The sequence below is a fragment of the Streptomyces sp. NPDC048604 genome, from assembly GCF_043199435.1.
In the GTDB taxonomy this organism is placed as follows: domain Bacteria; phylum Actinomycetota; class Actinomycetes; order Streptomycetales; family Streptomycetaceae; genus Streptomyces.
This window is the reverse complement of record NZ_JBICVX010000022.1, coordinates 67550-84605: the sequence shown is the minus strand read 5'-3', so window position 1 is coordinate 84605 and position 17056 is coordinate 67550. Positions and strand designations below refer to the sequence as shown.

At 72.6% G+C, this 17056-nt stretch carries 15 protein-coding genes; 11 read left to right on the top strand and 4 right to left on the bottom strand.

From position 1 onward, the window contains the following. Positions 1 to 72: 72 nt before the first annotated feature. The gene (locus ACGFMM_RS32995) at positions 73 to 831 is read right to left on the bottom strand and encodes a glycosyltransferase (RefSeq protein ID WP_393650167.1); all 759 of its coding nucleotides are present in this window, start codon (positions 829 to 831) and stop codon (positions 73 to 75) included. 211 nt (positions 832 to 1042) lie between these two features. On the opposite strand from ACGFMM_RS32995, the gene ACGFMM_RS32990 reads away from it, so the two are divergent. The 4 genes from ACGFMM_RS32990 to ACGFMM_RS32975 all read left to right on the top strand — a co-directional run bounded on the left by ACGFMM_RS32990 (position 1043) and on the right by ACGFMM_RS32975 (position 7168). Then, positions 1043 to 2902 (top strand): glycoside hydrolase family 15 protein, encoded by a 1860-nt coding sequence (locus ACGFMM_RS32990; RefSeq protein ID WP_393650166.1) that lies wholly within the window; start codon positions 1043 to 1045, stop codon positions 2900 to 2902. Positions 2903 to 2966: 64 nt separating this feature from the next. Continuing rightward, positions 2967 to 4412, top strand: coding sequence for an argininosuccinate synthase (gene argG / locus ACGFMM_RS32985; RefSeq protein WP_393650165.1), 1446 nt, complete (start codon positions 2967 to 2969; stop codon positions 4410 to 4412). Between the two features lie 163 nt (positions 4413 to 4575). Then, the gene (locus ACGFMM_RS32980; RefSeq protein WP_393650164.1) at positions 4576 to 5886 is read left to right on the top strand and encodes a phytase; all 1311 of its coding nucleotides are present in this window, start codon (positions 4576 to 4578) and stop codon (positions 5884 to 5886) included. 58 nt (positions 5887 to 5944) lie between these two features. Beyond that, positions 5945 to 7168 (top strand): hypothetical protein, encoded by a 1224-nt coding sequence (locus ACGFMM_RS32975; RefSeq protein WP_393650163.1) that lies wholly within the window; start codon positions 5945 to 5947, stop codon positions 7166 to 7168. Between the two features lie 13 nt (positions 7169 to 7181). Here ACGFMM_RS32975 and ACGFMM_RS32970 read toward each other — a convergent pair whose 3' ends face one another. Continuing rightward, positions 7182 to 7601 carry a Fur family transcriptional regulator gene (locus ACGFMM_RS32970; protein WP_393650162.1) on the bottom strand — a complete coding sequence of 140 codons (420 nt, stop codon included), beginning with the start codon at positions 7599 to 7601 and terminating at the stop codon, positions 7182 to 7184. A gap of 176 nt (positions 7602 to 7777) precedes the next feature. Here ACGFMM_RS32970 and katG point away from each other — a divergent pair, with 176 nt between their 5' ends. The 6 genes from katG (at position 7778) to ACGFMM_RS32940 (ending at position 14195) form a co-directional block, all read left to right on the top strand. Further along, positions 7778 to 9994 (top strand): catalase/peroxidase HPI, encoded by a 2217-nt coding sequence (gene katG, locus ACGFMM_RS32965; protein WP_393650161.1) that lies wholly within the window; start codon positions 7778 to 7780, stop codon positions 9992 to 9994. Positions 9995 to 10478: 484 nt separating this feature from the next. Beyond that, positions 10479 to 12203, top strand: a complete 1725-nt coding sequence (locus tag ACGFMM_RS32960) for a sensor histidine kinase (RefSeq protein ID WP_393650160.1) — start codon at positions 10479 to 10481, stop codon at positions 12201 to 12203. A 7-nt stretch (positions 12204 to 12210) separates the two neighbouring features. After that, positions 12211 to 12645: a roadblock/LC7 domain-containing protein gene (locus ACGFMM_RS32955; protein ID WP_393650159.1), complete on the top strand. Its 435-nt coding sequence runs from the start codon at positions 12211 to 12213 to the stop codon at positions 12643 to 12645. Positions 12646 to 12647: 2 nt separating this feature from the next. Beyond that, positions 12648 to 13022 carry a DUF742 domain-containing protein gene (locus ACGFMM_RS32950; RefSeq protein WP_393650184.1) on the top strand — a complete coding sequence of 125 codons (375 nt, stop codon included), beginning with the start codon at positions 12648 to 12650 and terminating at the stop codon, positions 13020 to 13022. Then, complete coding sequence (locus tag ACGFMM_RS32945) at positions 13000 to 13626, top strand: ATP/GTP-binding protein (protein ID WP_393650158.1); 627 nt, start codon at positions 13000 to 13002, stop codon at positions 13624 to 13626. The genes ACGFMM_RS32950 and ACGFMM_RS32945 overlap by 23 nt, the downstream gene beginning before the upstream one ends. Further along, positions 13623 to 14195 (top strand): GAF domain-containing protein, encoded by a 573-nt coding sequence (locus ACGFMM_RS32940; RefSeq protein WP_393650157.1) that lies wholly within the window; start codon positions 13623 to 13625, stop codon positions 14193 to 14195. The genes ACGFMM_RS32945 and ACGFMM_RS32940 overlap by 4 nt, the downstream gene beginning before the upstream one ends. 53 nt (positions 14196 to 14248) lie before the next feature. Here the strand turns inward: ACGFMM_RS32940 and ACGFMM_RS32935 are convergent, their stop codons facing one another. Beyond that, positions 14249 to 15451: an acyl-CoA dehydrogenase family protein gene (locus tag ACGFMM_RS32935; protein ID WP_393650156.1), complete on the bottom strand. Its 1203-nt coding sequence runs from the start codon at positions 15449 to 15451 to the stop codon at positions 14249 to 14251. Positions 15452 to 15778: 327 nt separating this feature from the next. Here ACGFMM_RS32935 and ACGFMM_RS32930 point away from each other — a divergent pair, with 327 nt between their 5' ends. Further along, on the top strand, positions 15779 to 16147 hold the full coding sequence (locus ACGFMM_RS32930; protein WP_393650155.1) for an MmcQ/YjbR family DNA-binding protein: 369 nt from the start codon (positions 15779 to 15781) through the stop codon (positions 16145 to 16147). 12 nt (positions 16148 to 16159) lie between these two features. Here ACGFMM_RS32930 and ACGFMM_RS32925 read toward each other — a convergent pair whose 3' ends face one another. Then, entirely contained in the window at positions 16160 to 17056 is an 897-nt protein-coding gene (locus ACGFMM_RS32925; protein WP_393650154.1) for a transketolase family protein, read from the bottom strand.

Sequence of the window (17056 nt, the reverse complement as noted above, 5' to 3'; positions counted from 1 at the left end):
CTTCCGTCGACCGGGCCTGCCGAAGGCCCGAAATGCTCTAAATTCCACGGTTAGCACCAGTTATCGGATAAGTCAATCGGTGGCCCGTGCCGCGGGGGCGATCCGGGACCGCACATCGAGCCGGGACCGCACATCGAGCCGGGACAGCACGTCGATCCGGGACAGCACGTTGTGCGGGCGCTCGTCGAGCAGCGTGCCCAGGATCCGCGCCCCGTCACGGACCGTGTGCGGGTGCGCCGGGCCCCGGCGGCGCGGCAGCTCCCGGCTGGGCACCTCCGCGATCCGCAGTCCGTAGTGCAGCGCGTGGGTGACCAGTTCGGCGCCCAGTTCGTGGCCGTCCGGGCGCAGGTCGAGCAGTTCGACGAAGCCGCGGCGGAAGGCGCAGAAGCCGTACCAGAGATCGGTGAGGTGCTGCCCGTACAGCCGGCACGCCACCCGCAGCAGCGCGCGGTGTCCCAGCCGGCGCGGCAGCGGATAGTCGGCGAAGTCGCCGCCGGCGATGAAGCGCGAGCCCTTGACGAAGTCGTAGCCGCTCTCCAGGTAGTGCAGGTAGTGCGGGATCTCCCGCGGGGACATGCTGCCGTCCGCGCCCATCACCACGATGTAGTCGCCGGTGGCGGCCAGCAGCCCGGCGTGCGGGATCTCCGCGTCGCCCTGCTCCGTGCGTCCGCCGAGGATCACCTCGGTCACGCGGGACGGCAGGGTGCCCAGCAGCCAGTCCGCGTCGCCGTCGTCCGGGCGCAGCGGTACGACCAGGGTCACCGTGGGCAGCCGGTCGGGGTCCGTCGATCTGCGCAGTGGGTGTCGGGTCCCGGGAGTCGCGATGGTCATCGGGGTCATCCCCAGTCGTGATTCGCCCCGGTCGTGCACGCCGTCGTGAACGCGGCCATGAGGGCAATTCAGCATCCGTCCGGGGAAGGGGCGTCGTCAAGGCCGGTCATGAGCATTCCATGCAATGCTCTGTGGAATTCCGGATACCTATGTGAAAGGCGGAGCGGCTCCCCATTGCGCGGTACCCCCGGCGCGGGATTACAATCCGTTCATGGCAGGGCGAATTGAGGACTACGCCCTCATCGGCGACCTGGAAACCGCGGCGCTCGTGGGAAAGGACGGCGGCGTCGACTGGTGGTGCGCACCCCGGTTCGATTCACCGGCCTGTTTCGCCGCTCTGCTCGGCACCGAGGCCAACGGCAGCTGGCGCGTCGCGCCCGCCGCAGGCGGCCGGTGCAACCGCCGCTCCTACCGCGGCGACTCGCTCGTCCTCGAATCGGTCTGGGAGTCGCTCTCCGGCACGGTCGCCGTCACGGACTTCATGCCGCCCCGCGAGGGCGTGCCCCGCATCGTCCGCATCGTCCGGGGGATCTCCGGACGGGTGCTCATGCGCGGCGAGTTGAGGGTCCGTTTCAACCACGGCAGTGTCGTGCCCTGGACCCGGCGGACCGACGGCGGCGCCGTCGTGGCCGTCGCCGGACCCGACGCCGCGTACCTCTTCGCGGACGGCGGCGTCGACCTCTCGATCACCAAGGAACGCACCGCGACCGAATTCACCGTGGCCGCCGGGGAATCGGTCTCCTTCGTCCTGGACTGGACTCCCTCGCACGCGGTTCCGCCCGCCCGGTGCGACGCCGCACACGCTCTTTCCCGCACCCTGGAATTCTGGCACGAATGGACCGCGCAATGCCGGTACCGGGGGCCCTGGCGTGATGCGGTGATGCGCTCGCTCATCACCCTCAAGGCGCTCACCTACGAACCGACCGGCGGAATGGTGGCGGCCGTGACGGCGTCCCTCCCCGAATTCATCGGGGGCGGACGCAATTGGGACTACCGGTTCTGCTGGTTGCGGGACTCGACCTTCACCCTCTCCTGTCTGTTGCGCAGCGGATTCCTGAACGAGGCGGTCGCCTGGAAGGAATGGCTGGAGCGTGCGGTCGCCGGCGAGCCCGAGGACCTCCAGACGCTGTACGGGCTGGCCGGCCAGCGGCGCCTGCCGGAGACGGAGGCGGACTGGCTGCCCGGCTACGAGGGCTCGGTCCCGGTCCGGTTCGGCAACGCCGCCGTCGACCAGTTCCAACTCGACGTGTACGGCGAGGTGCTGAACACGCTGTACTCCGCCGTGCGGTCCGGCATCGCCGTCCGAGAGCACGAATGGAGCCTGGTCGCCGCCCTGTTGGACTACCTGGAGAAGCACTGGCGCGAACCCGACGAGGGGATCTGGGAAGTACGCGGCCCCCGCCGTCACTTCGTCCACTCCAAGGTGATGGCCTGGGTGGCCGCCGACCGCGCGCTGCGTCTGGCCCGGGTCGCCGGGCTGCGCCGCTCCGCCGACCGGTGGCGGACCCTGCGCCGCGAGGTCCGCGAGGACGTCCTGCGCCACGGGTGGAGCGCCGAGCAGCAGTCCTTCGTCCAGTACTACGGCAGCAGCCGGCTCGACGCGACCGCGCTGCTGATGCCCCGGCTCGGCTTCCTGCCCGCCGACGACCCCCGCGTGCTCGGCACCGTCGAGGCGCTGAGCCGGCTCGACCATCACGGGTTCCTGCTGCGGTACGCCGACGCGCCGGGCTGCGGCGCGCACGAGGTCGACGGCCTGGCCGGCGGCGAGGGCGCCTTCCTGGCCTGCACCCTCTGGTACGCCGACGCGCTGGCCATGGCGGGCCGCGAGGCCGAGGCGCGGGCGGCCTTCGAGCGGGTCCTGGCCGTCCGCAACGACGTCGGCCTGCTCTCCGAGGAGTGGGACCCGGTCGCCGGCCGCCAGCTCGGCAACACCCCGCAGGCCCTCAGCCACGTGGCGCTGGTGAACACCGCCTTCACCCTCCACGGAACCCGCCGCCACGATCGCCGCCCCAGGTCCGCGGCGCGCCGGGGACAGACCGCCGGGCAGATCGCCGGAGAGGCTGCCGCGTAGGCCCTCGGGCAGGTCGCCACAGCCCGATATTGCATGGTCATGCATCTTCATGCATACTCTTCCTATGTCCAAGGTCCTCACCTCTCTTCCGGTCGGCGAGCGCGTCGGCATCGCCTTCTCGGGCGGCCTCGACACGTCGGTCGCCGTCGCGTGGATGCGCGACAAGGGCGCCGTCCCGTGCACCTACACCGCCGACATCGGCCAGTACGACGAGCCCGACATCGCCTCGGTGCCGGGCCGCGCCAAGACGTACGGCGCGGAGATCGCCCGCCTGGTCGACTGCCGTGCCGCCCTGGTCGAGGAGGGCCTGGCCGCGCTCACCTGCGGGGCATTCCACATCCGCTCCGGCGGGCGCGCCTACTTCAACACCACCCCGCTCGGCCGCGCCGTCACCGGCACCCTGCTGGTCCGCGCCATGCTCGAGGACGACGTCCAGATCTGGGGCGACGGCTCGACCTACAAGGGCAACGACATCGAGCGGTTCTACCGCTACGGCCTGCTGGCCAACCCGCACCTGCGGATCTACAAGCCCTGGCTGGACGCGCACTTCGTGACCGAGCTCGGCGGCCGCAAGGAGATGTCCGAGTGGCTGGTCGCGCACGGCCTGCCGTACCGCGACAGCGCCGAGAAGGCGTACTCCACCGACGCCAACATCTGGGGCGCCACCCACGAGGCGAAGACCCTGGAGCACCTCGACGTCTCCCTGGAGACCGTCGAGCCGATCATGGGCGTCAAGTTCTGGGACCCCTCGGTCGAGATCGCCGCCGAGGACGTCACCATCGGCTTCGAGCAGGGCCGGCCGGTCACCATCAACGGCAAGGAGTTCGGCTCCGCCGTCGACCTGGTGATGGAGGCCAACGCCATCGGCGGCCGCCACGGCATGGGCATGTCCGACCAGATCGAGAACCGGATCATCGAGGCCAAGAGCCGCGGCATCTACGAGGCCCCCGGCATGGCGCTGCTCCACGCCGCGTACGAGCGGCTCGTCAACGCGATCCACAACGAGGACACCCTCGCCCAGTACCACAACGAGGGCCGCCGGCTCGGCCGCCTCATGTACGAGGGCCGCTGGCTCGACCCGCAGTCCCTCATGATCCGTGAGTCGCTGCAGCGCTGGGTCGGCGCCGCGGTGACCGGCGAGGTCACCCTGCGGCTGCGGCGCGGCGACGACTACACGATCCTCGACACCCAGGGCCCGGCGTTCAGCTACCACCCGGACAAGCTGTCCATGGAGCGCACCGAGGACTCCGCGTTCGGTCCGACGGACCGGATCGGCCAGCTCACCATGCGCAACCTCGACATCGCCGACTCGCGCGCCAAGCTGGAGCAGTACGCCGGTCTCGGCCTGATCGGCGCCGGCGGCCCCGCCATCGGCGCGGCCCAGGCCGCCGCGACCGGCCTGATCGGCACCATGCCGGAGGGCGGCGCCGAGGCCATCGCCTCCCGCGGCGAGGTCTCCGCCGAGGACGAGGCGCTCGACCGCGCCGCGATGGAGTCCGGCACGGACTGACCGTCCGACACCCGCACGGCGAGGGCCGGTGCGACGCGACGAGCGTCGGACCGGCCCTCTGTTGATCGCCCATCAACTCGACAGCCGTATACGGCAGTTCACCCCCCGTACACCACGCACGCCCACGCTCGGTCCGTCCACCCCCCTACGGAGGAGAACCAGCGTGACGACTCGCAGAGTTGCCCGCCTCATCGTTCCCGTCGTGACCGCGGCCCTCGCGGCCACCGCCCTCGGCGCACCGGCCCTGGCCGACCGCCGGGACGCCCCCGACACCCTGCCCGCCGTGCACCCGCGCGCCGAGACGCCCGTGCTGTTCGACGACGACGCGGGCGGCAACGCCGACGCGGACGATCCCGCGATCTGGCGCAACGCCGCCGACCCCGGCCGCAGTCTGGTCGTCGCCACCGCCAAGGAGGGCGGGCTGCGGGTGTACGACCTGGACGCGCGCCCGGTGCAGTCGATCGCCGCGCCCCCGCCGGCCGCCGAGGACGACGCCCCCGGCCGGTTCAACAACGTGGACCTCGTCCACGGGCTGCGCCTGACCACCGGCCGCGCCGACCTCGCAGTCACCAGCGACCGCGGCCACGACCGGCTCCGCTTCTACCGGATCGACCGCGACCGCCCCGGCGGTCCGCTCACCGACGTCACCGACCCGGCCGCGCCCGCCGTCTTCTCCCGGGACCAGGCCGAGATCAACGACCAGCGGACCGCGTACGGCCTCGCCACCTGGACCGACCGCGCCACCGGCCGCTCGTACGCGGTGGTCTCCCGCCGCGAGCGCACGAATATCGCACTCCTCGAACTCCTCCCGGCCCGGGGCGGCAAGGTCACCTACCGCAAGCTCCGCACCCTGGACCTGCCGTCCGTCTTCCGGATGCCCGACGGCGGCTCCTGGTCGCCCTGCGCCGAGCCCGGCGAACTGCCGCAGGTCGAGGGCATGGTCGTCGACCCGGCGAACGGCACCCTGTACGCCGGCCAGGAGGACGTCGGCATCTGGCGGCTGCGCGCCGACCTGACCGGCACGCCGAAGCTGATGGACAGGGTCCGCGAGTACGGCGTGCCGGGCGTGTACGACGAGGAGACCGAGGAGTGCACCCTCGGCGCCGACCCCGGCTTCGGCGGCACGAAGCTGAGCGCGGACGTCGAGGGCCTCACCCTCGTCACCGAGCCCGGCGGCGACGGCTATCTGCTCGCCTCCAGCCAGGGCGACGACACCTTCGTTGCGTACGACCGTGAACTCTCCGACGACAACGAGTACGAGGGCGGCTTCCGGGTCGCCGCGGCGGGCCCGGCCCTGGACGGCTCCGAGGAGTGCGACGGAGCCGCCGCGCTGAACGCGCCGCTCGGCGCGAGGTACCCGAACGGCCTGCTCGTCGTCCAGGACGGTCACGACAGCCCCGGCGACGGCGAACGCCCCGCGACGAACTTCAAGTTCGTCGATCTGGGCGATGTGATGGAAACCGTGGACGACTAAGAGAGCGTCACTATCCTTGAAAGGGTGACTGGTTGAGCCGGACGAGGGGGAGCACGTCATGCTCGGACACCTGTGGCGGGTACCGGATCTGCGCGGAAGACTGCTCGTCACGCTCGCGGCGCTCGTCCTCTTCCGGCTGGGGCAGAACCTTCCCCTCCCCGGGATCGACGCCGCGGCCCTCGACCGGGCGGCGGACCTCGCCGGGGAGCCGGGCCCCTGGCGGGGGCTCGCCGAACTGCTCACCGGGGGAGGGGTGCCGAGGCTCTCGGTGTTCGCCTTCGGCGTCCTGCCGGCGCTCGCCGCGACCCTGCTCATGACCGTGGCCGGTCTGCTCGTCCCGCGCCTGATGGCGCTGGCGCAGGCCGGCCCGGAGGGGCACGCCCGGCTCGCGCACGGCGGCCGCTGCCTGGCCGTCCTGCTGAGCGCGGGCGCGGGAGCCGCCCTCACGTACCGGATGCTGCCCGGCGCCGGGCTGCTCCACCGGGTGGCCGTCGTCGCCGCCCTGGCCGCCGGGACCGCGCTGGTCCTGCTGCTCGCCGGGTGGATCAGGGACCGCGGCTTCGGCGAGGGCCTGTCGGTGCTGCTCCTCGCCCAACTCGCCGCGGTCTTCCCGGGGCAGGTGCGGGACGCGGCCCGGGAGGCGGGCGGCGGCTCGGCGTACGCCGTCGTCCCGCTGGTCGTGGTGGCCGCGCTGGTGGCGATGACCGTGGCGGTGCTCGTCGTGCGGCAGGCCGTGCGCCGCGTCCCGGTGCAGGCGGCCCCCAGGCTGGTGGGCCGGGCGCCGCTCGGCGCCGGGCAGTCGGACCACCTTCCGATCCGGGGCGGGCAGGGCGGCTACGGGATGATGGTCCCCGCCTCGCTGCTGCTCGCGCCGGCCGCGCCCGGCTCCGGGTGGTACGCGGCGGCCTGCGCCGGGTACGTGCTGCTCGTCGTGGGCCACGCGCTGCTGCGGGCCGGGACCGACCTCGACGCCGTGGAGGCGGCCGACGCGCTGAAGCGCAGCGGCCGCTTCGTCCCCGGCATCCGGCCCGGCGCGCAGACGGCCGAGTACCTCATGTACCTGCAGAAGCGGATCGGCTTCGCGGCCGCCCTGCTGATGGGCGTGGTGGCGCTGATCCCGGTGGGGGTCGTGTGGCTGCTCGGCGGGCAGGGGGCCGGCGCACCCTTCGGCGTCACGGCCCTGCTGGTCGTCGCGAGCGTCGCCGCGGGCACCGCGCTGCCCGCGGTCCGGCAGATGGACACCCGGCTCGCCCAGCACATGTACGCCCCGCTGTTCCGCTGATGGCGCGCCGGCGTCAGCCCGTCGCCGCGCACCGCGGGCACAGGCCGCGGTACGTCACCTCGGCGGTGGCGACGGCGAAGCCGAATCGTTCCGCCGGGGGGAGGTCGGCGAGCGGGTCGCCCGTCGGGTGCACGTCGCGGATGGCGCCGCAGCCCGAGCAGACCAGGTGCTGGTGGGGGCGGTGGGCGTTCGGGTCGTACCGCTTGGCGCGGCCGTCGGTGGAGACCTCGACGATCTCGCCGAGGGTGACCAGCTCGCCGAGCGTGTTGTACACCGTGGCGCGCGAGACCTCCGGCAGCCGCGCGGTGGCCCGGGCGTGCACCTCGTCCGCCGTGAGGTGGACGTGGTCGCCGTCGAGGACCTCGGCGACGACCCGGCGCTGCGCCGTCAGCCGCCAGCCACGGGCGCGCAGCCGTTCGAGCAGGTCGCTCATGAGCATCAGCCTCACTGTGCAGCGTCCGACACTCTCTGTGCAGCGTCCGACAAATGAATTCGTACGGGTCTGGTCTTCGCATTGACTTGGACAAAGTCCATCGTAGGATCTATTCCGGCAACAGCCAAGGGACAGGGCGACCGCCACCGTGATCCGTCTCATCCGGAAGGATTCCCATGCCTGAGAATCAGGACGCACCCGCCGTCGACGCGAAGCCCGAGGGAGGCTGCCCGGTCGCCCACGGCCGCGCCCCGCACCCCACTCAGGGCGGTGGGAACCGCCAGTGGTGGCCGGACCGGCTCAACCTCAAGATCCTCGCCAAGAACCCGGCCGTCGCGAACCCGCTGGGTGAGGACTTCGACTACGCCGCGGCCTTCCAGGCCCTGGACCTGGCCGCCGTGAAGCAGGACATCGCCGAGGTGCTCACCACCTCACAGGACTTCTGGCCGGCCGACTTCGGCCACTACGGCCCGTTCATGATCCGTATGGCGTGGCACAGCGCCGGCACCTACCGGATCAGCGACGGCCGCGGCGGCGCCGGCGCCGGCCAGCAGCGCTTCGCGCCGCTGAACAGCTGGCCGGACAACGCCAACCTGGACAAGGCCCGCCGCCTGCTGTGGCCGGTGAAGAAGAAGTACGGCCAGAACCTCTCCTGGGCCGACCTCATGATCCTCGCCGGCAACGTGGCCCTGGAGACCATGGGCTTCGAGACCTTCGGCTTCGCCGGCGGCCGCGCCGACGTCTGGGAGCCGGACGAGGACGTGTACTGGGGCCCCGAGACCACCTGGCTCGGCGACGGCCGCTACACCGGCGACCGCGAGCTGGAGGAGCCCCTCGGCGCCGTCCAGATGGGCCTCATCTACGTCAACCCCGAGGGCCCCAACGGCAACCCGGACCCGATCGCCGCGGCCCGCGACATCCGCGAGACCTTCCGCCGGATGGCGATGAACGACGAGGAGACCGTCGCCCTCATCGCCGGCGGCCACACCTTCGGCAAGGCGCACGGCGCCGGCTCCGCGGACCACGTCGGCGCCGACCCCGAGGGCGCCACCATGGAGGACCAGGGCCTCGGCTGGAAGAGCGGCTTCAACAGCGGCAAGGGCGCGGACACCATCACGTCCGGCCTGGAGGTCACCTGGACCACCACGCCGACGCAGTGGAGCAACAACTTCTTCGAGAACCTCTTCCACTACGAGTACGAGCTGACCACCAGCCCGGCCGGCGCCCAGCAGTGGGTGGCGAAGGGCGCCGAGGCGACCATCCCGGACGCCTACGACGGCTCGAAGAAGCACCTGCCGACCATGCTCACCACCGACCTGTCGCTCCGCTTCGACCCGGTCTACGAGCAGATCTCCCGCCGCTTCCTGGAGAACCCCGACCAGTTCGCGGACGCCTTCGCCCGCGCCTGGTTCAAGCTGACCCACCGTGACCTCGGCCCGGTCGTGCGCTACCTCGGCGCCGAGGTCCCCTCCGAGACGCTGCTCTGGCAGGACCCGCTGCCGGCCCGCACCGGCGAGCTCGTCGACGCGGCGGACATCGCCTCCCTCAAGGAGCAGGTCCTCGCCTCCGGCCTCTCGGTCTCCCAGCTGGTCTCCACCGCCTGGGCCTCGGCCTCCTCCTTCCGCGGCAGCGACAAGCGCGGCGGAGCCAACGGCGCCCGCATCCGCCTGCAGCCGCAGAGCGGCTGGGAGGTCAACCAGCCCGACGAGCTGGCGGACGTGCTGCGCACCCTGGAGCGGATCCAGGAGTCCTTCAACGCGGCGCAGTCGGGCAAGCAGCTCTCGCTGGCCGACCTGATCGTCCTCGCCGGTGCGGCGGGCGTCGAGAAGGCCGCCAAGGACGCCGGCCACGACGTGGAGGTCCCGTTCACCGCGGGCCGCGTCGACGCCGCCCAGGAGCAGACGGACGTCGAGTCCTTCGCCGCCTTGGAGCCCAAGGCCGACGGCTTCCGCAACTACCTGGGCAAGGGCAACCGCCTGCCGGCCGAGTACCTGCTCCTCGACAAGGCGAACCTGCTCGGCCTGAGCGCCCCCGAGCTGACCGTCCTCGTCGGCGGTCTGCGCGTCCTCGGCGCCAACCACCAGCAGTCCGCGCACGGCGTGCTCACCGACGCCCCCGGCACCCTCACCAACGACTTCTTCGTCAACCTGCTCGACCTGGGCACGGTGTGGAAGGGCACGTCGGAGGACCAGACCACGTTCGAGGGCCGCGACGCGGCCACCGGCGAGGTCAAGTGGACCGGCACCCGCGCCGACCTGGTCTTCGGCTCGAACTCCGAGCTGCGGGCGCTCGCCGAGGTCTACGCGAGCGACGACGCGAAGGAGAAGTTCGTCCGGGACTTCGTCGCCGCGTGGGACAAGGTCATGCAGGCGGACCGCTTCGACCTGGTCTGATCACGAACGTACGGACACGGCGTCCGGACCGGCCCCGAGCGGGCCGGGCCGGGCGCCGTTCCCGTTAGCAACCGGTACGAACGCGGATTCGGACAGTGTTGGGCCGTATGGGTGACGGCGTCCGAAGCACGGCCGGAGCGCCTCGCGCAGGGGTACAACCCGCCTGTCCGCGACCAATCCGGAACCCTCCGGTTCCTGCCGTTCCCGCAGCCAGAGCACCGGAAGTCCGGTTCCGCACCCGCCACTCGACGGGCCGACGGCGATTTTCGGCCGACCAGGTCCGGGGATCCGTGCATGAGCTGCTAGCAGAGTGGAATGCTCGGTGTGACGAGTTTGCCAACTGCGCACCGCACATGAACGTTTGACGATTACAGTGTGTCCCCGATGATCATCGAAAGCCTCCTCGAAAGTCTCATCGCACGCCCTCTCGCACCCCCCGTCGCACCCGCATCCCGCAGCCAACCGCTGCCCCCTGAGGACACCCATGTCTCACCTTCGCCCACCTGCCGCGCGGTCTGACCGCCGCGAGGGCGGACGGCACGGCCGACCGGGCGCCCGCCCCGCCGTCACCGGCCGCCCCGGGCCCGCGCAACCCTTAGCCGACGCCCGGTTACGCCCCCTGCTCCTGCGGACCTCCGTGCTGCCGGCCGTCGCGGTCGCACTCGGCGGCGCCGCCGCCGTGCTGTTCACCCTGCGCTCCACCGGCACCGCCCCCTCGCCCGCCCTCTGGGCCGCGCTCGCCGGATCGGCGGCGCTCGCCGTGGCCGCCGTCACGGCCGCCGTCCTCGGCGCCGGGCGCGTCGCCCGGACCGTGCTCGCCCGCACCGAGACCCTGCGCCGCACCGCCGCCCAGGGCCGGAGCGAACTGCTCACCGTCGTCGACGCGCTCCGCCGCGGCGAAGGCCCCCCGGACCGCCCCGCCGTCCTGCGCGGCCCCGTCGGCGGCGACGCCTTCGACCAGCTCGGCGAGGAGCTGAACCGTTCCCACGAGGCGGCCCTCTCCGCCGTCGTCGAGGCCGCCAAACTCTCCAGCAGCGTGGGCGACGAGCAGAAGGTCGAGGTCTTCGTGAACCTCGCCCGCCGGCTGCAGTCCCTCGTGCACCGCGAGATCCAGCTGCTCGACGAGCTGGAGAACGAGGTCGAGGACCCCGAACTGCTCAAGGGCCTGTTCCACGTCGACCACCTCGCCACCCGCATCCGCCGCCATGCCGAGAACCTCGCCGTGCTCGGCGGCGCGATCTCCCGGCGCCAGTGGTCCAACCCGGTCACCATGACCGAGGTCCTGCGCTCCTCGATCGCCGAGGTCGAGCAGTACCCGCGGGTGAAGCTGGTGCCGCCGATCGAGGGCACGCTGCGCGGCCACGCCGTCGCCGACGTCATCCACCTGCTCGCCGAACTCGTCGAGAACGCCACGGTGTTCTCCGCGCCGCACACCACCGTGCTGCTGCGCGCCCAGCGGGTCACCGCCGGGCTCGCCATCGAGGTCGAGGACCGGGGCCTGGGCATGCCCGTCGCCGAGCAGAACAAGATGAACGCGCTGCTCGCCGACCCCGACCAGGTCAACGTGGCGCACCTGCTGCAGGACGGCCGCATCGGGCTCTTCGTGGTCTCCGCGCTGGCCCGCCGGCACGGCATCGCCGTACGCCTTCAGTCCAACATCTACGGCGGCGTCCAGGCCGTGCTGGTCCTGCCGCAGGGCCTGCTCGGCCAGGAGCAGGGCGGTGCGGCGGGGCACGCGCCGCAGCGCGCGGTCCCGGCGGCGGCCCAGGCCGCGGCCCCGTACGAGGCTCCCGCGGCCCCGCCCGCCCAGGTCGCGGCGCCGATGCCGGCGCCCGTACCGGCACAGGCCGTACCCGCCCCGGCCGCCCGGCCCCACGCCGCCCCGGCTGCCCCCGCCCCCGGGCCGGGGCCCGCCGCCCCGGCCGCGTACCCGGCCGCGCCCGCCGAGCAGCCGCCCGCGTACGTCCCCGCGCCCTCCGGCGTACCGCTCCAGCTGTACCGCGCCGCCGCCCCCACGCGGGAGCCGGACCGTCCCCGGCTCCCCAGGCGCCGCGCCCAGGAACACCTCGTCCCGCAGCTGCGCGACGAACCCGCGATCCGCCGCGACGAGGAGCAGCCCCTGCACGACCCCGGTCTGATGGCGGCCTTCCAGCGGGGCATCGGCCTCGCCGAGGCCCAGCCGGCACCCCCGCACCTGGACAAGGAGTAGATGCACCATGGCGAGCAATGCGCCGAACGGCCATTCCTCGGACCTCGACTGGCTCCTCAGCGGACTGGTCCAGCGGGTCCCCTACACCCGCAACGCCGTCCTGCTCTCCTCCGACGGCCTGGTGAAATCGGTGCACGGCCTGGACGCCGACGCCGCCGACCACATGGCCGCCCTCGCCTCCGGCCTGTACTCGCTCGGCCGCAGCGCCGGGGCCCGGTTCGGCGACGGCGGCGAGGTCCGCCAGGTCGTCGTCGAGCTCGACTCCACCCTGCTGTTCGTGTCCACCGCCGGCTCCGGCACCTGCCTCGCCGTCCTCGCCGGGCGCGAGGCGGACGCCGCCGTCCTCGGCTACGAGATGGCGATGCTGGTCAAGAGCGTGCGGCCGTACCTGGTCACACCCGCCCGGCAGACCGCGGCCGCGCCCGGCGGCCTCGCGCAGTGAGCGTGCCGTCCGCCGCTCAGGACGGGCCCTGGCTCGACGACGCGGCCGGCCGGCTCATCCGGCCGTACACCGTCAGCGGCGGCCGGACCGAGCCCAGCACCGCACTCGACCTGCTGTCGATGGTGATGGCCACCGGTTCGGCCCCGCAGCCGCACATGGGCCCCGAGCACTCCCTCGCCCTGGGGCTGTGCGAGGGGCCCACCTCGGTGGCGGAGATCGCGGCGCACTTACGGCTGCCCGCCGTCGTCACCAAGATCCTGCTGTCCGATCTCGTGGACTGCGGGGCGATCACCGCCCGCGCGCCCCGCTTCCACGCCCAACCGACCGACCGTTCCCTGCTGGAGGCAGTGCTCGATGGCCTACGACGACGGCTCTGAGCGCCACGGCGCCCCGCCCGCCCGCGACGAGTTCCCCACCGCCCTGAAGATCCTGGTGGCGGGCGGCTTCGGGGTGGGCAAGACGACCTTCGTGGGCGCGGTCAGCGAGATCGAGCCGCTCAGCACCGAGGAACTGCTGACCCAGGTCAGCGCGGCCACCGACAGCCTGGTCGGTATCGAGTCCAAGACCACCACCACCGTCGCCATGGACTTCGGCCGCATCACCCTGGACGCCCGGCACGTGCTGTACCTGTTCGGCACGCCCGGCCAGGAACGCTTCTGGTTCATGTGGGACGAGCTCTCCGAAGGCGCGCTCGGCGCGGTGGTCCTCGCCGACACCCGCCGCCTGGAGGAGTGCTTCTCCGCCGTGGACTTCTTCGAACGGCGGGGGATCTCCTTCGTCGTGGCGGTCAACGAGTTCGACGGCGCGTACCGCTACGAGCCCGACGAGATCCGCGGCGCGCTCGACCTGAAGCCCGAGGTGCCCGTCGTGCTCTGCGACGCCCGGATCTCCAGCTCCGGCATCAAGACCCTGCTCACCCTCGTCCAGCACCTGCTCACCACCACCCCGGCCCCGACGCCGAGCTACGGAGCGCCCTCATGAGCTACGACCCGACCGGCCACCTCCTGCTGACCCCCGTCGACAGGGAGGCCCCGCTCCGGGTGCGGCGGCTGCGCCAACTGGGCGTCGGGGAGCGGCCGGACCCCGTGTTCGACGAGTTCGCCGACCGGCTCGCGGAGGTGACCGGCGCGCCGTACACGATGGTCAACTTCATCGACGAGCACCGGCAGTTCTTCGCCGGACTGCACACCCCGGACGGCGTGCGTCCGGGCGCCGACCTGGGCGCCGCCGCGGCCGGGGCGGGGGCGGTCAGCCGGTACATGGACCGCGACCACGGCTACTGCCCGCACGTGGTGGTGCGGCGCAAGGCGCTGGTCCTGGAGGACGTCTGCGACTATCCGCGGTTCGCCGGCAACCCGGTGGTGGACGAGATCGGCATCCGCTCCTACCTGGGGGCGCCGCTGATCGACCGCACCGGCGTGGCCCTGGGCACGATCTGCGTGGTCGACACCGAGCCGCGGCCGTGGGGACGGGCCGGACTCGAGACCATCAAGGCGATGGCGGCGGAGCTGGTGGACCAGATCCACCGCCGCGAGGACGGCCTGATCTGAGGAAGGGCTGCCCCCGCGACCGGGGAGACCCGGCGTCCGGGGACCCGGCCGGCTCACACCGCCGGTACGGGCTCCCGGCGGACGAGGTCCGCGAGTTGCTCCGACCAGCTGCCCTTGGCGGTGCCGAGGGCGACCTCGGCGAGCCGCAGCAGCTGGACGTCGGAGGTGCCGGCCGGGGCGAACATGTGGTGCGCGTCCCGGAGATAGCGCTCGATCGGCCGGTCGGTGAACAGGCCCGCGGCGGCGTGGATCTCCATGGCGTTGCGCCCGGAGTCGAGGGCCGACTCGACGTTGACCAGCTTCGCGTTCATCAGTTCGGCGTCGCAGTCGAGTCCCTGGTCGAGCAGGTGGACGGCGTGGTACGCGGCCAGGCGCGCGGTCATCAGCCGTGACTGGATCTGGCCCAGCTTGAGCTTCACGGACGGCAGTTCGTGCAGCGGCCTGCCGTAGCGGACGCGCTCGGAGGCGAAGCGGGTGGTCTCCTCCAGGATCGCCTGGTGGATGCCGAGCGAGACGGCGGTGAGGTTGGCCCGCCCGTACAGCACGCTGGAGGAGTACGCGACGGCCAGGCCGTCGCCCTCCTCGCCGAGCCGGTTGGCGGCGGGGACCCGGCAGTCCTCGAAGATCAGCTCCCCGAAGCTGAAGCCGTGCAGGCCCATCGCGGGCTGCTGGGGGCCGGTGCGGAAGCCGGGGCGGTCGGACTCCACGAGTAACGCGGTGAGCCCCTTGGAGCCGGGGCCGGTGCGGACCACGACGCCGTGCAGATCGCCGACGTGGCTGTTGCCGACGTACACCTTGCGGCCGTTGAGGACGTAGTCGTCGCCGTCGCGGACCGCGCTGGCCGTCATGCCGAGGACATGGCCGCCGGACTCGGGCTCGGTGACGGCGATGGTCGGCAGGCAGTCGCCGGCCGCGACGGCCGGGAGCCAGGCCTTGCGCTGCTCGTCGCTGCCGAAGTGGACGATCTTCGCCGTGCCGAGCTGCGAGGCCTGCACCATGGCGCCCATCGCCCCGCTGACCCGGGACAGCTCCTCGATGATCACGGTCTTGGCGAGGTGTCCGGCGCCCATGCCGCCGTACTCGCGGCTCACGGTCGCGCCCAGCCAGCCCTGTTCGGCGATCAGCCGGGAGAGCTGCCGGTGGACGGTGCGGCCGGCCTCCATCTCCGGGATGCGCGGCCGTACTTCCCGTTCGGCGAAGGAGCGGACTGTCTCCCGGAGCCGGTCATGTGCATGACTGGTGAAGTAGCCGTCCATCTCGAGATCGAGCCCCTCCTGCGGAATCCGTCCGGGCGGTAGCGCGGCCGACACTCCATGGTGTTGATCTTTGTGAGCCCGATCAACAGCCGCGAGCAAGTTGTCCGAAACCCGGGGCGACCGCGTTTGCATGTGTCCATGTTCCGGGCGTTCTAGGCGTGTTGGCCTTCGCGGGCGGGGTTTTGCGCCCGGTGTGGGCGATGCCCCCGCAAACAGCGGGAACAAGTGGAATGCATGCCTCGACCGGCGCCCCTCGACGACCGGACCGGAGGGTTCGGTTCCGGCCAGTCGAGGGGCGCCGGGGGTGTCCGGGAGTACGGTCGGACCATGGCCACAGCCGACGATGTCCGCAGAATCGCGCTCTCGCTGCCCGAGGCGGTGGAGAAGCTCGCCTGGGGGATGCCCACCTTCCGGGTCGGCGCCGCCGGCAAGATCTTCGCCTCGCTGGACGACGACGACCGGGTGATGGGCGTCAAGTGCCCCCAGGAGGACCGCGCCGAACTCATCGCCTCCGAACCGGAGAAGTTCTTCCTCCGCGAAGGCCACGACGACGGCTACGCCTGGATGCGGGTCCGCCTCGCCGCCCTGGACGACGACGAGGAACTCCACGCCATCCTCGCCGACTCCTGGCGGCAGGCGGCCCCTCGCCGCCTGGCCGGCGAACACCCGGACCTGGGCACGCCGCCGGGGGAGTGACGGCGGTCCGCGTCACGCCAGGAACTCGGCGATCCGGCCCCGCAGGCCCGCCGGGTCGAGTCCGTGCGCGGCCACGTGCTCCGGGATCTGCCCGTACCTGCGCAGCTCGCCGCGGGACACGCCGAGCCCCAGCACCCGGTGCGGCACCTCGGCGAGGGCGTCGTTCGCGGCGCCCGTCGAGGTCCCCGCCAGGTACGGCTCCACCAGCACCACGTCCGCCCGCGCCCCGTCCGCGACGGCCCGGCGCAGAGCCGCGCCGTCGAAGGGGCGGACGGTCGTCGCGTACAGCACGGTCACGTCGAGGCCCTCGGTCGCGGCCAGCACGTTGTCGAGCAGCGGGCCCACGGCGACCACGACGCCGCCGCGCCCCTCGCGCAGCCGCAGGAACCCCTCGCCGGTGACCGGCCGCGGTTCCGCGTTGGACTGCTCGGAGAGCCGTACGTACACGGAGTCGTCTGCCGCCACGGCCCGCCGCAGCAGGGCCTCGGCCTCGTCCGGGTGCCCCGGAACGTGCACGGTCCAGCCGTCGAGCGTGTCGAGCAGGGCGACGTCGCCGGGCGCCATGTGGGTGTAGCCGCCGGCCGGCCAGTCGTACGAGGCGGCGGCGCTGACCAGCACGCCGTGCACGCCCTGGTGGTCGAAGTCCAGCTTGATCTGCTCGAACGGCCGCTCGACGAGGAAACTGGCGAAGGTGTGCATCACGGGCCTCAGCCCGGTGAGCGCCATCCCGGCCCCCGCGCCGATCAGCAGCTGCTCGCGGATGCCGACGTTGAGCACCCGGTCGGGGTGCCGGCGGGCCGCAGGCTGGAAGCCGGCCGCGCTGATCTCGGCGAGCACCACGGCCAGGCGCGGGTCCTGGTCGAGGAGCCGGGAGGTGGTGGAGATGAAACGGTCGCGCATCGTGTCCAT

Bases quoted from the DNA above. Each gene is read 5' to 3' on its own strand.
- ACGFMM_RS32995 (WP_393650167.1), bottom strand. From the start codon at position 831: ATGACCATCGCGACTCCCGGGACCCGACACCCACTGCGCAGATCGACG.
- ACGFMM_RS32990 (WP_393650166.1), top strand. From the start codon at position 1,043: ATGGCAGGGCGAATTGAGGACTACGCCCTCATCGGCGACCTGGAAACC.
- argG (WP_393650165.1), top strand. From the start codon at position 2,967: ATGTCCAAGGTCCTCACCTCTCTTCCGGTCGGCGAGCGCGTCGGCATC.
- ACGFMM_RS32975 (WP_393650163.1), top strand. From the start codon at position 5,945: ATGCTCGGACACCTGTGGCGGGTACCGGATCTGCGCGGAAGACTGCTC.
- ACGFMM_RS32970 (WP_393650162.1), bottom strand. From the start codon at position 7,601: ATGAGCGACCTGCTCGAACGGCTGCGCGCCCGTGGCTGGCGGCTGACG.
- katG (WP_393650161.1), top strand. From the start codon at position 7,778: ATGCCTGAGAATCAGGACGCACCCGCCGTCGACGCGAAGCCCGAGGGA.
- ACGFMM_RS32960 (WP_393650160.1), top strand. From the start codon at position 10,479: ATGTCTCACCTTCGCCCACCTGCCGCGCGGTCTGACCGCCGCGAGGGC.
- ACGFMM_RS32955 (WP_393650159.1), top strand. From the start codon at position 12,211: ATGGCGAGCAATGCGCCGAACGGCCATTCCTCGGACCTCGACTGGCTC.
- ACGFMM_RS32945 (WP_393650158.1), top strand. From the start codon at position 13,000: ATGGCCTACGACGACGGCTCTGAGCGCCACGGCGCCCCGCCCGCCCGC.
- ACGFMM_RS32940 (WP_393650157.1), top strand. From the start codon at position 13,623: ATGAGCTACGACCCGACCGGCCACCTCCTGCTGACCCCCGTCGACAGG.
- ACGFMM_RS32935 (WP_393650156.1), bottom strand. From the start codon at position 15,451: ATGGACGGCTACTTCACCAGTCATGCACATGACCGGCTCCGGGAGACA.
- ACGFMM_RS32930 (WP_393650155.1), top strand. From the start codon at position 15,779: ATGGCCACAGCCGACGATGTCCGCAGAATCGCGCTCTCGCTGCCCGAG.
- ACGFMM_RS32925 (WP_393650154.1), bottom strand. From the start codon at position 17,056: ATGGACACGATGCGCGACCGTTTCATCTCCACCACCTCCCGGCTCCTC.